We start from the raw sequence: 14,810 nt of genomic DNA on the forward strand, positions 1-14,810 counted from the left end.
CCCGTACAGGGGGATTGGTCCGGCCCGTTGGCTTTCGTCACGGTCAGTCGCGGGCGGGCTCCACCGCCGCGCGGCTCTCCTCGTACCGTCCGTCCAGCTTGGAGACCAGGCCGGTGACCTGACGGGCGATGTCGGGGGCGGTCAGGCCGATCTCCGTCATGACCTCGCCGCGCGAGGCGTGGTCGAGGAAGCGCGGCGGAATGCCGAAGTCGCGCAGCGGTACGTCGACGCCCGCGTCGCGCAGCGCCTGGCTGATGGCCGAACCGACGCCTCCGGCCCGGCTGTTGTCCTCCACGGTGACCACGACGCGGTGCTTCTCGGCGAGCGGCGCCATCGCCTCGTCGACCGGCTTGACCCAGCGCGGGTCGACCACGGTCGTCGAGATGCCCTGGGCGTCGAGCAGGTCGGCGATCTCCAGGCACATCGGCGCGAGCGCGCCGACGGAGACGAGGAGCACGTCCGGCCGGACGGCGGCCGTGGCGGGCTCGCGCAGCACGTCCATGCCGCCGACCCGGCCGACGGCCTGGACGGCGGGGCCGACCGCGCCCTTGGAGAACCGCACGACGGTCGGCGCGTCCTCCACCTGGACGGCCTCGCGCAGCTGGGCGCGGACCTGCTCGGCGTCGCGCGGCGCGGCGATCCTGAGGCCGGGCACGACCTGGAGGAGCGACATGTCCCACATGCCGTTGTGCGAGGCGCCGTCGGTGCCGGTGACACCGGCCCGGTCGAGCACGAACGTGACGCCGCACTTGTGCAGGGCGACGTCCATGAGGACCTGGTCGAAGGCGCGGTTGAGGAAGGTGGCGTACACCGCGAAGACGGGGTGCAGACCGCCGGTGGCGAGCCCCGCCGCGGAGACCGCGGCGTGCTGCTCGGCGATGCCCACGTCGTAGACCCGCGTGGGGAAGGCCTTGGCGAACTTGTCGAGGCCGACCGGCTGGAGCATGGCCGCGGTGATCGCGACGATGTCCTCGCGCTCCTTGCCGAGCCTGACCATCTCCTCGCCGAAGACGGAGGTCCAGTCGAGGCCGGAGGACGAGACGGGCAGGCCGGTGTCCGGGTGGATCTTGCCGACGGCGTGGAAGCGGTCGGCCTCGTCGGCGAGCGCCGGCTGGTAGCCACGGCCCTTCTCGGTGAGGCAGTGCACGATGACCGGGCCGCCGAAGCGCTTGGCGCGCTGGAGCGCCGACTCCAGCGCCTCGATGTCGTGGCCGTCGATGGGGCCGACGTACTTCAGGCCCAGGTCCTCGAACATGCCCTGCGGGGCGATGAAGTCCTTGAGGCCCTTCTTGGCGCCGTGCAGCGTCTCGTACAGCGGCTTGCCGACGACCGGGGTGCGCTCCAGGAGGTCCTTGCCCTTGGCCAGGAAGCGCTCGTAGCCGTCGGTGGTGCGCAGGGTGGCGAGGTGGTTGGCGAGGCCGCCGATGGTCGGCGCGTACGAGCGCTCGTTGTCGTTGACCACGATCACCAGGGGGCGGTCCTTGGCGGCGGCGATGTTGTTCAGCGCCTCCCAGGCCATGCCGCCGGTCAGCGCGCCGTCGCCGATGACGGCCACGACGTGGTCGTCCTTCTTCAGCACCTCGTTGGCCTTGGCGAGGCCGTCGGCCCAGCCGAGGACGGTGGAGGCGTGGCTGTTCTCGATGACGTCGTGCTCCGACTCGGCGCGCGCCGGGTAACCCGAGAGCCCGCCCTTCATCTTCAGCCGGGAGAAGTCCTGCCGCCCCGTCAGGAGCTTGTGGACATAGCTCTGGTGCCCGGTGTCCCACAGGACGCGGTCCTTGGGCGATTCGAAGACGCGGTGCAGCGCGATGGTCAGTTCCACCACACCGAGGTTCGGACCGAGGTGTCCGCCGGTCTTGGAGACCGCGTCCACCAGGAAGGTCCGGATCTCTGCCGCCAGCTGGTCGAGCTGCTCCGGGCTGAGCCGGTCAAGATCGCGCGGTCCCCTGATTCGGGTAAGCAGCGACACCCGTGCCTCCTTGCATCCGTGCTGGTCGAGCATGCCGATCCGATGAGTCTAATGTTCCGCCTGCGATGGCGGTCGCAGGGCCGTGCGTTCTACGTCACTCGTATGGGTGACAGACACCCCTGACGCAGCCGTGCCCGGCGCCACAGGGGCACCGGGCACGGCGGGAGCGGGGCAGGTCAGGCGCGGCCCGCGGACTTCTGGGTCTTCCGGGTGACGGCGTCGATGATCACGGTGAGCAGCAGCACACCGCCGGTGATCATCTGCTGAATCGCCGCGGCGACGCCTTCGAGGGCGAGGCCGTACTGGATCGAGACGATCACCAGCACACCGAGGAGCGCGTTCCAGGTGCGGCCGCGGCCGCCGAACAGGCTGGTGCCGCCGATGACGGCCGCCGCGATGGCGTTCATCAGGAGGTCACCGCTGCCGGCGCCCTGGTTGGCGGCGCTGATCTTGGAGGCCAGGAAGAGGCCGCCGACCGCGGCGAAGGTGCCGGAGATCGCGAAGACCGAGGTGCGGACCATGACGATGTTGATACCGGCGCGGCGCGAGGCCTCGACGCTGCCGCCGAGCGCGAAGATCATGCGGCCGTAGGAGGTGCGGCGCAGCACGAAGTCGGTCAGGATCAGCACCGCGAGGAAGATCACCACGGCGAGCGGCAGGCCCTTGTTCTGGTTGAACATGTAGGCCACCGCGAAGGCCACCACGGCGAGCAGGACCGTGCGCAGCACGATCTCGCTGAGCGGCCGCGAGGGGACGCCCGCGGCCTCGCGGCGGCGGCTGTCGAAGAACGCGGACAGGAAGTACACCGCGACGGCCACCACCGCGGCTCCGTACGCCACCGCGACATCGCTGAAGAAGTAGTTCGACAGGTTGTAGAAGACGCCGGAGTCGTGGGTGTTGATGGTGCCGTTGTCGCCGAGGATCTTCAGCATGAAGCCGTTCCAGAACAGCAGACCGGCCAGCGTGACGGCGAAGGCGGGGACGCCGATGCGCGCGAAGATGAAGCCGTGGATGGCTCCGGCGACCGCGCCCGTGAGGATGGCCAGGAGGAGCGCCAGCCATTCGTTCATGCCGTGCAGGATGCTGAGCACCGCGAAGGCCGCGCCCGCCACACCGCTGACCGAGCCGACCGACAGGTCGATCTCGCCGAGCAGCAGCACGAACACGATGCCGACCGCGATCATGCCCGTGCCGACCATGGCGACGGAGATGTCGGAGAGGTTGCCGGCGGTGAGGAAGTTCGAGTTCAGGCTCTGGAAGACGATGCAGATGATGACCAGGCCGACGATGACGGGCAGGGCGCCCAGGTCACCGGCGCGGATCTTGCGCTTCAGCTCGCCGACGTAGCCGCCGAGGCCCTGCTCGCGCACGAGCAGGCGGGGGTCGACGGCCGTCGAGGCGGCGTCCGCGGGGGGCGGCGCGTCGACGGGCGCCGCGGCCGGCTTGCCGAGGTCGGTCGACGACGTCCTGGAGGTCTTGTCGGTGCTCACTTCTGAACCTCCGCGTTGCGCGCCGCACGGCGGGTCACGGCGTTGTCCGTGGCCCCGGTGATGGCGGAGATGATCTCTTCCTGCGAGGTGGTCTTCACATCGAAGACCCCGTTGTTCCGGCCGAGCCGGAGCACCGCGACCTTGTCGGCCACGGCCTTCACATCGGCCATGTTGTGGCTGATGAGGACGACCGCGTGGCCGCGCTCGCGCAGCCGCTCCACCAGGTCGAGGACCTGCGCGGTCTGCTCGACGCCGAGCGCCGCGGTCGGCTCGTCGAGGATGACGAGCTTGGGCTCGCCGAGCATCGAGCGGGCGATGGCCACGGTCTGGCGCTGGCCGCCGGAGAGCGAGGCGATCGGGATGCGCACGCTGGGGATGCGGATCGACAGGGTGGTGAGCAGCTCGCGCGAGCGGCGCTCCATCTCCACCTCGTCGAGGATGCCCCGCTTCTTCAGCTCGCGGCCGAGGTAGAGGTTGCCGACGACATCGATGTTGTCGCACAGCGCGAGGTCTTGGTAGACCGTCGCGATGCCCAGGTTCTGGGCGTCGTTCGGCTTGCCGATCTGGACGGCCTTGCCTTCCCACTCGATGACTCCGTCATCGATGGGGTGCACGCCGGCGATCGTCTTGACCAGCGTGGACTTTCCGGCGCCGTTGTCGCCCACCAGGGCGAGCACTTCACCGGCGTGGACCTCAAGCTCTACGTCGGTGAGCGCCTGAACGGCACCGAACCGCTTGGAGACCCCGCGCAACGCCAACACGGGCGTAGCGGACACGTGAACCATCTCCTTCGCCGCCTGACCGGCGGGGATGCCGCGCCCGGAGGGGAGGGGGGCGCGGAGGTCGAGCAGAAGAGAACAGAAAGAAAGTGAAACGTTTTTCTCCGGGCGCCCCCGCCACAGCGGGGCACAGAACGGCGCGGGGCGCCGGAGAGCGTGTGGCACGCTCAAGTCCCTTGCGTGCAAGGGACTTGGCGCGGCACGGCGTGGGGAACTACTTGACGCCCGCGGTGTCGCACGCGGCCTTGTAGGCGGAGGTGCAGATCTCGGCGGCCGTGTAGATCTTGTCCTTGATCACCGTGTCGTTGATGTTGGCCTTGGTCAGCGAGACGACCGGCACGATGTTCGACGGGACGGCCTTGGTGGTCGGCGAGTCGACCTTCGTCGCGGCGAGCGAGCCGAGGTCCTGGCCCTTGGCGAGCTTGACCGCCATCTCGGCGGCGATGGCGTCCTCCTGCGGGTAGGACTTGTAGACGCTCATGTACTGCTCACCCGCGAGGATCCGCTGCACACCCGCGAGCTCGGCGTCCTGGCCGGTGACCGGGGGGAGCTTGGAGAGGCCGGCGGCCTTGAGGGCGGTGATGATGCCGCCCGCCATGCCGTCGTTGGCGGAGTAGACGCCGATGACCTTGTCCTTGCCGAGGGCGGAGAGCGCGCCTTCCATGTTGGCGTTGGCGTTCTCGGGCTTCCACTCCTTGGTGTCGTACTCCTTCCCGATGTTCACCTTGCCGTCGAGCTCGGCGTGGGCGCCCTTCTTGAAGAGCGCGGCGTTCGGGTCGGTGACGGCGCCGTTCATCATGACGATGTCGCCGGACTTGGCCTTGTCGCCCAGGGCCTGGAGGAGGGCCTTGCCCTGTACGTGGCCGACCTCCTCGTTGTCGAAGGACACGTAGGAGTCGATGGGCCCCTCGGCGAGACGGTCGAAGGCGACGACCGGGATGCCGGCCTGCTTGGCCTTCTTGACCGAGCCCGCGATGGCCTTGGAGTCGACCGAGTCCACGATGAGTGCGTCCACCTTGTTGGTGATCATCGTGTCGGCCTGCTGGTTCTGGGTCGTCGCGTCCTGCTTGGCGTTCGCGTAGACGATCTGGCCCTTGCCGTTGGTCAGTTCCTTGACCTTGGCCTCGATCAGCGGCTTGTCGAACTTCTCGTAACGCGCGGTCTGGTTCTCGGGGAGCAGCAGACCGATCTTGAGGTCGTCGCCCTTCTTAGCGCCGTCGGACGACTTGGTGCCGCCGCCCGACTCCTTGGCGCTGCCACAGGCGGCGAGTGAGACGGCCATCGCGGTGGCGGCAACGGCTACAGCGGCACGACGCATGTTCGTGTTCACTTCAGAAACCTCCCTGACGAGGCCGCGACGTTGCGGCCGAGGTGGCTGGAAGTCAACTCGGCGTTAAGCCCACCGTCAAGGAGTAAATCCTTAACGAGATGACAACGGTGCCATCCGTTATCTAAGTGAAGGCAGGCGTCGAGGCGGGCAGGGCGCTGTCCAAGAGGGTCGAATCCCCCATTTCGCTCAGGACGAGAGCGAGCGCGCCGAGCACTTCGGCGCGGCCGCCCAGCGCCCCCGGAAGGACCGACAACTGCCGCGCCGCGCTGGGGATCGCGTACCGCGACACGGAGTCCCTGATGGGCCCGAGGACGAGCTCCCCGGCCTCCGCGAGGTCGCCGCCGAGCACCACCCGGCTCGGGTTCAGGAGGTTGCACAGATTGGCCACGCCGCTGCCGATGTGGCGTCCGACGTCGGCGATGACCCGGCGGCATCCGGGGTCGCCCTCGCGGGCCATCCGCACCACGCGCTCCATGCTGAGGTCGGCGCCGTGGCTCGATTGCAGCAGCGGCAGCACGTAGCGCGCCGCGGTGAACGTCTCCAGGCAGCCGCGGTTGCCGCAGCGGCACACCGGGCCCGACTCGTCCAGGGTGATGTGCCCGATCTCGCCCGCGGTGCCGCCGGGCCCGCGGTAGATCTGTCCGTCTATGACGAGGCCGGCGCCGACACCGCTCGCGACCTTGATGTATGCCAGGTCCCGCACCCCGCGGCCGCTGCCCCACACGAGCTCGCCGAGCGCGCCCAGGTTGGCGTCGTTGTCGACGTACACCGGCACGCCCAGGCGCCCGGAGAGCTCCTCGCTGGGGTTGATGCCGGTCCAGCCCGGCAGGATCGAGGTCGAGCCGAGCGTGCCGGACTCCACGTCGATGGGTCCGGGCACGCCGAGGCCCACTCCGATGACCTTGTCCTGGCCGATGCCGGTGGTCGCGATCAGCCGCTTGACCAGCTCTTCGGCCCGGCCGAAGCCCTGCGCGGACGACGCGTCGACGTCGAGCGGCTCGGCCTCCTCGGCGAGCACCTGGTGGGCCAGGTTGCCGACGGCCACCCGCAGGTGCGTATGGCCGAAATCGACCCCGATCACGATGCCGGCCGACCCGCTGAGCGAGACGCTGCGGGCCCGGCGCCCGCCCGCCGAGGTGGGAGTGACCTCGACGGTGCCGCCTTCCTTCAATTCCCGCACGATGTTGGAGACCGTGGCCGCGGACAGGCCGGTCGTTCGGGCGATCTCGGCCTGGGTGAGCGAGCCCGCCATCCGCACGGCGCGTACGACCCGCTCAAGGTTGGCCCGGTGCAGTGACGTCTGCGACCCCGGAGTCTCCATCGACTCATCCACTCCCGCCGTAGGCGGACGGCACGACGGCCGCCCCCGCACGGGGCCGCAGCAGTGAGGCCCCGTCTTTTCTCCAACATGTGAACCCTAAGCTCAGCCTTCTGGGTGGTCTCCCGTCAAGACCTGAGCAGATGCGGAGCGGATCGGGAACGCGCGACCGCCCGTGGGCGCGGGCCCACGGGCGGTCGGGAGGAGAAGGCGCGGTGCCGGGCGGCGCTACTTGAGCGCCCCCGCGGTCAGGCCCGCCTGGACCTGCTTCTGGAAGACGACGTACACGGCGAGCACGGGCAGCATCGCGATGGACAGGCCCGCGAAGAGCGCGCCCCAGTCGCCCTGGTAGCCCTGCTGCACGGCGAGGTCCGCGAGGCCCTGGGTGAGCACCCAGTTCTTGGTGTCGCCCTGGTTGAGCACCAGGGGCAACAGGTACTGGTTCCACTGGCCGAGCACGTTGAAGATGCCGATGCTGATGATGCCGGGCTTGGCCATCGGCAGCATGATCTGGAAGAAGGTGCGGGTGTGCGAGGCCCCGTCGATCAGGGCGGCCTCTGCGACGGTGGTCGGCAGCGTCCGGAAGAACGCCGTCATGAAGAAGACCGTGAACGGCAGCGAGTACGCGATGTAGATCAGGACCAGACCGGGCAGCGTGTTGAGGATGCCCAGGTTCTTCGAGACGAAGAAGAGCGGGACGAGCACCATGACCACGGGGAAGGCCATGCCGCCGACGAACAGGAAGTAGATGAACCGGTTGCCGGGGAACTCGAACCGCGCCAGCACATAGGCCGCCATCGAGCCGAGCAGCATGGTGCCGACGGTCGAGAAGCCCACCACGAACGCGGTGTTGAGGAAGTAGCGCCCGATGTTGGCCTTGCTCCAGGCCCGCGACCAGTTGTCGAAGTGGAGCTCGGTCGGCAGCGACCAGGGGTGGGTCAGGATGTCGCCGGAGGTCTTGAACGAGCTCCACAGCGCCCACAGCAGGGGCACGCCCACCATGAGCGCCCAGACCAGGAGGAACGCGTGCGAGAAGGCGTTGAGCACGCCGCCCTCGCTGCTGCGCCACTTCCAGCGGGCGGCGCTCGCCGTGGGCCGGGACGACTTCTCGCCGTCCACCTTCAGGGTTTCGGTCGTCATCGCGCCATCCCTAGAATTCGATGCGGTCACGGCGCGAGAGCCGCATGCTGAGAATGGCGAACACCAGGGTCACGATCAGCATCGCGACACCCATGGCGGCGGCCATTCCGTACTGACTGTTGTCCCGGAACGCCGTCTTGTACAGCAGCAGCGGGACCACGTCGGTGGATTCGTCGGGGCCGCCGACATTGACGGACATCAGCTGTACGTAGATGAAGGCGTCCATGGCGATGATGCCCATGTAGACCCAGGCGGTGGCCACCGTGTCCCGCAGCAGCGGCAGCGTGATCCGGAAGAACGTCTTGGCGCGCGAGGCACCGTCCAGGAGCGCCGCCTCGTAGATCTCCCCCGGGATGGAGGCCATGCCGGCGGAGAACAGGACGACGTAGAAGCCGACGTTCGCCCACACCATGACGACCATGATGCAGATCAGCGCGATGCTGGAGTCGCCGAGCCAGGACTGCTGGAGCGAGCCGAGACCGACGGTGGAGAGCAGCGAGTTGAGCATCCCGTTCTCGGGATCGGGGTTGTAGATCTGCTGCCACAGGATCGCGATGATCGTGATCGAGAGGACCTGCGGGAAGAAGAAGATCACCTTGTAGAGGCCGGAGCCCCGCACGCCGGCGACCCCCGCAGAGCCCCTGCGGCGGCCGCCGACGTTCAGCATGAAGGCGAAGAAGAGACCGAAGGCCAGCGTGACGACCGGCACGCAGAGCAGCAGAAGAACGTTGTGCCACAACGCCTTCCAGAAAAGGTCGTTGTGGATCAGCTTCTGATAGTTGTCGAGCCCGATGAAGTTCTTGTCGGGGGTCAGTCCGCTCCAGCTCGTCATCGAAATCTGGAAGTCCTGGAGGAACGGCGAGATCACGAGGACCCCGTAGAGCGCCAGGGGAATTGCCAGGAACCCGATGATGAACCGGTACTTGCCGTGTCGCATGTCGCCGGTCGCTCTCGTCTCAGCCAGTAGGGTCGAGCGTCCTCGTCAGAGGTGCTTGAACTTCGGGACGGACGAATCCTTCTTCGTGTCGTCCGAAGCCTTCTGGGCCTTGTCGATCCATTCGGCCGCCTTGATCTTGCCCGAGAGCAGATCGAGAGTGAGGTTGCCGATGGTCTCGTTGTTGAGCTTCTTGTACCAGTCCTGGAGCCTGGAGTTGAGGACGTTGGGCCCGGCAGCCTTGAGGGCGGCGTTCGCGGAGGTCAGACCCGGCGTCAGGGAGAGGCCGTCGGCGGCGCCCTGGACACAGGTCAGGGACTTGATGGCGTTGGTGAAGTTGGTGGTCTGCTTCTTGCTGAGCATGATGCGCAGCAGTTCCATGCCACCGGTGGGGTTCTTGCCGTCCTTGGCGACGATGAAGGGCTCGCCGGCGGCCGCGTAGAGGGAGCCGAAGGGCAGCTTGTCGCCCGACCCCGAGCCGATGAGGGAGCCGACCGCGAGGTCGAAGTCCTTCGGCATGGTGGGCGCGGCCTCGTTCTCCACCCAGGAGCCGTCGGCCACCATCGCGGCGCGGCCCTGCGTCCAGGCGGTCTGCATCTGAATGTGCGTCATGCCCTCGGAGCCCTGCAGGAAGTAGCCCTGCCCCGCGAGCTCCTCGTAGTACGAGATGACTTCCTTGACCGCGTCGGTCTTGAAGGCACCGTCGTCGAGGTTGTCGATCGCGTTGAGGGCTTCCTTGCCGCCGACCTTGCCGATCTGGTGCAGCAGGTCGAAGTGGACGTAGTACGGGTACTTGCCCGGGTACGTGAACGGGGCGATGCCCGCGGCCTTGATCTTCTTGCACAGCGCCAGCATGTCCGAGAAGGTCTGGGGGTAGGTCCAGCCCTTGTCCTTGAACAGCTTGTTGGAATAGAAGGTGCCGTAGACGGTGAACGCGTAGTTGAACGCGTACACCTCCTTGGACCCGAACTGGCCCTGTTCGATCGTGCCGGCGATCAGGACGTCGCGGACCTTCTTCGCGGGGTCGTCGATGGTCGGCGCGTCCAGGAGCGGGGTGAGGTCCTGGAGCTTGCCGGTCTTGGCGAGGGCGGCGGTGTCGAGGTTGTCGGCGCCGGAGTTGTCCATGAAGTCCGGCGGGGTGCTGCCGGCGAAGCGCGGCTGGAGCTTCGGGCCGATGGCCTGCGTGCCGGTGTGCTTGACCGTGATGCCGTACTTGGCGTTGTAGTCGGCCTCGGCCGACTTGATGTAGTCGTCGCCGAAGCCGCCCTTGAAGACGAACGCCTCAAGCGCCGTGCCCTTGTTGACGCCGAGCGGGTTGTCCGCCGACTTGGTGCCCTGGGACTTCGGCTTGGTGGTGCTGTCCCCGCTGTCTGAGCTGGCACATGCGCTCAGCAGTGACGTCGCCGGCACCGCCAGCAGGCCGATTGCCATGGCCCGCTTGAGTGCGTCACGGCGGTTGATCTCGGATCCCATGCTCAAGTCCTCGCCTTCTCCAGGACTCATGCGGTGCAGCGGAATCCGCCGGCGCCCGCGAACAGTTGAAGCGTGAGTGATGCCGTACATCCATCGCGGAGGCTGCCCGGTCACGGGCCGACCGGCCCGCACGCGGTTCCCCCCGCCCGCGTTCAGCGGGTTGCCCGGACGCCGACAGGTATAGTCCACTTCCCGTCAACTGAGCAAGATCGAAAGCAGGGTTGGCCGTCAGTCTTTCCCGAGTTGAGACCTCGCGGATATATCCGTTGGTACGTACCAGTGCGGATGAGGGTGCTCCTTTTGACGCGCATTACACACCTTGACGGTCGCATTGCCCCCTCGATTCCGGCCACCCATTCCTTCTCAACGCCCTTGACACCACCCGGCACTTGCCGCGCTACTGGATCCTGCGTTTTCACCCTGACAACGTTGTCCACCTCGCATCTGCCGGTCATCACCGGCTTGCGTCGACGGAAAGGGCCCACATGCTGCCCAGATCCCGGTACCGACGAGGACCGGCGGCCGCCTTCGCGGCGGCCTCGTTCCTGCTCGTAGTGACGGCACAGTCGGCGGTCGGCGCGCCGTCGGCATCCGCCCGGCCGCCCGCCGACGGCCGCTTCAGCACCTCGTTCGAAACCGGCCAGCCCCAGCCGGACTGGATCAATTCCGTCGATACGGACCGCACCGGGAACAAGCGGGCCTCGGGCGTCGACGGGGGCTTCGCCGCCGGCATACCGGGCAATGTGACCGACAAGGTCACGGCGGTGCGGGCCAGCGCCGAGAACACCGACGGCGGCGAGGTGAAGGAGAACCTCCTCGACGGTCAGGCCGGCACCAAGTGGCTGGCCTTCCAGCCGACAGCTTGGCTCGAATTCGATCTGTCCGAACGAGTGAAGACGGTCGCCTACGCGTTGACTTCCGCCAACGACGCGCCCGAACGCGACCCCAAGAACTGGACGTTGCAGGGCTCGCTCGACGGCAAGGACTGGAAGACGCTGGACAGCCGCGCCGGTGAGAGCTTCAAGGACCGCGGCCAGACCACGACGTACGACGTCGCGAACACCACCGCCTACGCGCATTACCGCCTGGAGATCACCGCCAACGGCGGCGCGCCCATCACCCAGCTCGCCGATGTCCAGTTCTCCGACGGCGTCGCCGCCCCGGTCCCCCCGGACATGCTGACCGTCACCGGCCGCGGCCCCGGCGGCTCCCCCACCGCCAAGGCGAACGCGGGCTTCACCGGCGTCCGGGCGCTGCGCTACGCCGGCACCCACAAGCCCGGCGGCCGCGCCTATTCGTACAACAAGGTCTTCGACGTGAACACGCGCGTCGGCCGCGACACCGAACTCGACTACAAGATCTTTCCGTCGATGGCGGAGACCGACCTCACCTACCCCGCCACCAACGTCTCCGTGGACCTCGCCTTCACCGACGGCACCCATCTGAGTGACCTCAAGGCCCTCGACTCGCACGGCGGACTCCTCACCCCGCAGGGCCAGGGCGCCGCCAAGACCCTCTACGTCAACCAGTGGAACCAGGTCTCCTCGGTGATCGGCTCCGTCGCCGCGGGCAAGACGGTGGACCGGATCCTGGTGGCGTACGACTCCCCCCGGGGCCCGGCGAAGTTCGAGGGCTGGATCGACGACCTCTCGATCGCTCCGAAGAAGACCGAGAAGCCGCTCGCCCACCTCTCGGACTACGCGCTCACCACGCGCGGCACCAACTCCAGCGGCGCGTTCTCGCGCGGCAACGACTTCCCCGCGACGGCGGTTCCCAACGGGTTCAACTTCTGGACGCCGGTCACCAACGCCGGCTCGCAGGACTGGCTCTACGACTACGCGCGGCGCAACAACGCCGACAACCTGCCCACCCTCCAGGCGTTCAGCGCCAGCCACGAGCCGAGTCCGTGGATGGGCGACCGGCAGACCTTCCAGGTGATGCCGTCGGCGGCGGCCGGCACCCCCGACGCCTCCCGGACCGCCCGCGCCCTGCCCTTCCGGCACGAGAACGAGACCGCGAAGCCGTACTACTACGGCGTCACGTTCGAGAACGGCCTCAAGACGGAGATCACGCCGACCGACCACGCGGCGATGATGCGGTTCACCTATCCCGGAGACGACGCGAGTCTCGTCCTCGACAACGTCACCAACCAGGGCGGCCTCACCCTTGACCCGGCGACCCGCTCCTTCACCGGTTACTCGGACGTGAAGAGCGGCCTGTCGGCGGGCGCCGGACGGCTCTTCGTGTACGGCGTCTTCGACGCGCCCGTCACCGCGAGCGGCAGGCTGCCCGGCGGCGGGGGCGCCGACGTCACCGGCTACGCGCGCTTCACACCCGGCAAGGACCGCACCGTCACCCTGCGCCTGGCGACCTCCCTCATCAGCGTGGACCAGGCGAAGGCGAACCTGGCCGCCGAGATCCCCGCGAAGGCCCGCTTCGACACCGTCAAGGACCGGGCGCGGCAGGCCTGGGACAAGATCCTCGGACGCATCGAGGTGGAGGGCGCCTCGCACGAGGAGCTGACCACCCTCTACTCCTCGCTCTACCGCCTCTACCTCTACCCCAACTCCGGTTCGGAGAAGGTCGGTTCGAAGACCCGGTACGCCAGCCCGTTCGCGCCGAGGGCCGGCGAGGACACCCCGACCCACACCGGGTCGAAGGTCGTCGACGGCTCCGTGTACGTCAACAACGGGTTCTGGGACACCTATCGCACGACGTGGCCCGCCTATTCGCTGCTCACCCCGACGAAGGCCGGCGAGATGGTCGACGGCTTCGTGCAGCAGTACAAGGACGGTGGCTGGATCTCGCGCTGGTCCTCGCCCGGGTACGCGGACCTCATGACCGGCACCAGTTCGGACGTGGCCTTCGCCGACGCCTATGTGAAGGGCGTGAAGTTCGACGCCGAGGCCGCCTACGAGGCCGCCCTGAAGAACGCCACGGTCGCCCCGCCCTCCTCCGGCGTCGGCCGCAAGGGCATGGACACCTCCCCCTTCCTCGGCTACGCCCCGACCTCCACCCCCGAGGGGCTGTCCTGGTCGATGGAGGGTTACGTCAACGACTACGGCCTGGCGAAGATGGGCCAGGCGCTGTACGAGAAGACCAAGAAGCCCCGCTACAAGGAGGAGTCGGCGTACTTCATGGGCCGCGCCCAGAACTACGTGAAGCTCTTCGACAGCAAGGCGGGCTTCTTCCAGGGCAAGGACGCGAACGGCCAATGGCGTGTGGACAGCGCCAAGTTCGACCCGCGCGTGTGGGGTTACGACTACACCGAGACCAACGGCTGGGGCTATGCCTTCACCGCCCCGCAGGACTCGCGGGGCCTGGCCAACCTGTACGGCGGCCGGGCGGGCCTCGCCAAGAAGCTCGACACGTATTTCGCGACGCCGGAGACGGCCTCTCCCGAGCTGGCCGGCTCCTACGGCGGCGTCATCCACGAGATGACGGAGGCGCGGGACGTGCGGATGGGCCAGTACGGCCACTCCAACCAGGTCGCGCACCACGTCACGTACATGTACGACGCGGCGGGGCAGCCCTACAAGGCGCAGGAGAAGATCCGCGAGGTCCTGCGGCGGCTCTACAACGGCAGTGAGATCGGGCAGGGTTACCACGGCGACGAGGACAACGGCGAGCAGTCGGCGTGGTACGTGTTCTCGGCGCTCGGCTTCTATCCGCTGGTGATGGGCAGCGGCGAGTACGCGATCGGCTCGCCCCTGTTCACCAAGGCGACCGTCCATCTGGAGAACGGGCGCGACCTGGTCGTGAAGGCGCCGAAGAACAGCACGGCCAACGTGTACGTGCAGTCCCTGAAGGTCGACGGGAAGGCCTGGAACTCCACGGCGCTGCCGCACGGTCTGCTCGCGCGGGGCGGCACGCTCGACTTCACGATGGGCACGAAGCCCTCGTCGTGGGGCACGGGCAAGTACGCGGGGCCGGTCTCCGTCACCCAGGACGACAAGGTGCCGACGCCGCCGAGCGACGCGATCACCGGCTCCGGTCCGCTGTTCGACAACTCCTCGGTCACGTCCGGCGAGTTCACGTCGGCGCAGTTGCCGGTGGCCGGGCCGACGCGCGCGCTCCAGTACACGCTCACCTCGGCGGACCGCACCAAGGCTCCGGCGTCCTGGACGCTTCAGGCCTCCACCGACGGCACGACGTGGAAGGACATCGACCGGAGGTCGGGCGAGTCGTTCGCCTGGGACCGCCAGACCCGGGCCTTCTCGGTCCGCTCCCCCGGTTCGTACGCGCACTACCGGCTGGTGAGCGGGGGCGGCGGGGCGACACTCGCGGAGGTCGAACTGCTGTCCTGAATGCGTCGCACGGCGTTCGCACACTCCATCTCCCTTGTGTCCCAAACCGGTTGGGTTGTGAAGATGCCGT

Annotated in this window: 9 protein-coding genes; 1 reads left to right on the top strand and 8 read right to left on the bottom strand. The window is 68.0% G+C overall.

Annotation, left to right across the window (positions count from 1 at the left end; translation table 11 throughout):
• Window positions 1–43: 43 nt before the first annotated feature.
• From dxs to ngcE, 8 genes are all read right to left on the bottom strand, one after another.
• Window positions 44–1,969: a 1-deoxy-D-xylulose-5-phosphate synthase gene (gene dxs / locus OG432_RS06125; protein WP_328308510.1), complete on the bottom strand. Its 1,926-nt coding sequence runs from the start codon at window positions 1,967–1,969 to the stop codon at window positions 44–46.
• Window positions 1,970–2,145: 176 nt separating this feature from the next.
• Window positions 2,146–3,459: a sugar ABC transporter permease gene (locus OG432_RS06130; RefSeq protein ID WP_328308511.1), complete on the bottom strand. Its 1,314-nt coding sequence runs from the start codon at window positions 3,457–3,459 to the stop codon at window positions 2,146–2,148.
• Window positions 3,456–4,244, bottom strand: coding sequence for an ATP-binding cassette domain-containing protein (locus tag OG432_RS06135; protein ID WP_328308512.1), 789 nt, complete (start codon window positions 4,242–4,244; stop codon window positions 3,456–3,458). The genes OG432_RS06130 and OG432_RS06135 overlap by 4 nt, the downstream gene beginning before the upstream one ends.
• A 208-nt stretch (window positions 4,245–4,452) precedes the next feature.
• The gene (locus tag OG432_RS06140) at window positions 4,453–5,556 is read right to left on the bottom strand and encodes an ABC transporter substrate-binding protein (protein WP_328315019.1); all 1,104 of its coding nucleotides are present in this window, start codon (window positions 5,554–5,556) and stop codon (window positions 4,453–4,455) included.
• A 133-nt stretch (window positions 5,557–5,689) separates the two neighbouring features.
• Window positions 5,690–6,889, bottom strand: coding sequence for an ROK family transcriptional regulator (locus tag OG432_RS06145; RefSeq protein ID WP_328308514.1), 1,200 nt, complete (start codon window positions 6,887–6,889; stop codon window positions 5,690–5,692).
• 225 nt (window positions 6,890–7,114) lie between these two features.
• Window positions 7,115–8,026: a carbohydrate ABC transporter permease gene (locus OG432_RS06150; protein WP_328308516.1), complete on the bottom strand. Its 912-nt coding sequence runs from the start codon at window positions 8,024–8,026 to the stop codon at window positions 7,115–7,117.
• Window positions 8,027–8,036: 10 nt separating this feature from the next.
• Window positions 8,037–8,963: a carbohydrate ABC transporter permease gene (locus tag OG432_RS06155; protein WP_328308518.1), complete on the bottom strand. Its 927-nt coding sequence runs from the start codon at window positions 8,961–8,963 to the stop codon at window positions 8,037–8,039.
• A gap of 45 nt (window positions 8,964–9,008) precedes the next feature.
• Window positions 9,009–10,433: an N-acetylglucosamine/diacetylchitobiose ABC transporter substrate-binding protein gene (ngcE, locus tag OG432_RS06160; protein ID WP_328308520.1), complete on the bottom strand. Its 1,425-nt coding sequence runs from the start codon at window positions 10,431–10,433 to the stop codon at window positions 9,009–9,011.
• 485 nt (window positions 10,434–10,918) lie between these two features.
• Between ngcE and OG432_RS06165 the strand changes: the two genes are divergently transcribed.
• Window positions 10,919–14,740, top strand: a complete 3,822-nt coding sequence (locus OG432_RS06165; RefSeq protein WP_328308522.1) for a GH92 family glycosyl hydrolase — start codon at window positions 10,919–10,921, stop codon at window positions 14,738–14,740.
• Window positions 14,741–14,810: the final 70 nt, after the last annotated feature.

The organism is Streptomyces sp. NBC_00442, assembly GCF_036014195.1.
In the GTDB taxonomy this organism is placed as follows: domain Bacteria; phylum Actinomycetota; class Actinomycetes; order Streptomycetales; family Streptomycetaceae; genus Streptomyces.